The sequence below is a fragment of the Zhongshania sp. genome, assembly GCF_041584495.1.
Lineage (GTDB): Bacteria > Pseudomonadota > Gammaproteobacteria > Pseudomonadales > Spongiibacteraceae > Spongiibacter.
In genome coordinates, this window is record NZ_JBFHDY010000295.1 from 1 (window position 1) to 1,336 (window position 1,336).

General features: G+C 52.5%; 2 protein-coding genes. Both read right to left on the reverse strand.

Annotated elements, in window-relative coordinates:
* A partial coding sequence (locus ABYP33_RS19265; protein ID WP_373092985.1) for an MBL fold metallo-hydrolase occupies positions 1-894 on the reverse strand: 894 nt, incomplete at its 3' end.
* 60 nt (positions 895-954) lie between these two features.
* Positions 955-1,336: molybdopterin cofactor-binding domain-containing protein (locus tag ABYP33_RS19270; protein WP_373092987.1), on the reverse strand; the 382-nt coding region annotated here is incomplete at its 5' end.

Sequence of the window (1,336 nt, forward strand, 5' to 3'; positions counted from 1 at the left end):
GAACAGTTCGATCGCCTTTTTTGGTTCAATGCAAGCTTTTTCAATAGCCTCCAAATGCCCTTCGTGATGGGCAATCAAATAATCCAGACGCGCGTGAACCCCGTAAAACGGCGCATTATGCGCAGGCATCACTAAGGTGTCGGGGTCGAGATCGGCGCGAAATCGCCGCAGCGCATCGAACCATTCTGCCAATGGGTTTGCTTCGGGCTCCAAGGGCATGACGCTCACATTTGAGGTAATGCGGGGAATAATCTGATCTCCCGACAACATCAGTTTATCTTCAGCACAATAGAGGGACACATGCTCTGGTGAGTGCCCCGCTCCCGTCATGACCCGCCAGGCGCGACCACCAATATTCAATACCTGACCTTCGGCCAAACACCGATACGCCGTTGGCAGGGGTTCAACAACGGAGCCAAATCCCTTAAAACGGGTGGCCATTTGCTGTAAGTAGTCCCGCTCGACTCCCGCGCGGCGATAATACTCTTCAGTAGTCCAGCTAAAGCTGCCACCGCCAATACTCGTAAACGTGCGCGCAGCATAATACTCGCGAAAGCTCATATATAAGGGCACGCGCAAATGTTCACACAGCCAACCCGCTTGACCAATATGATCAGGGTGCATATGAGTACAAATAACACCGACCACGGGCTTATCCGCCATTGGTCCGGCGAGTAGCAGCTCCCAGCGCTCGCGAGTGTCACCAAGGTTTATGCCGGTATCAATTATCCACCAACCGGCGTCATCCTCGAGCACATAGAGGTTAATGTGATCCAGCGCCATCGGCAGCAACATTTGCAGCCAGTAAACACCTTTGGCGACTTCCAGCCACTGGCCTTTTTCTGGCACATCGGCAAAAGGGTAAGAAATTCCCGTTTTCGAATCACTGCTCATAATTCATCCATTTATTACTCAAGCCAAGACAATGAGCTCTTCGCCACTGCCTTGAATAATTCACCCTAAGCGCAGGGGTAATTGCCGCAAACGCTGACCAGAGGCGGCGAACACCGCATTGGCTAAAGCCGGTGCCAAGGGCGGCACACCGGGCTCGCCCACACCGGTCGGCGCGTTGGCGCTGTCGACGCGATAAATTTCAATATCAGGCGACTCATTCATTCTGAGCATTTCGTAATCATGGACATTACTCTGCTGAACAGCACCGTCTTCTACCGTAATCTCGCCTTTAAGCGCGGCCGTCAAGCCAAACACAATACCACTTTCCATCTGCATAGTGACAATGTCAGGGTTAATCGCCATGCCGCACTCTACCGCGCACACCACTTTATGGACTTTAATCTTGCCGTCCACAATCGACACATTCACCACTTGCGCGGTA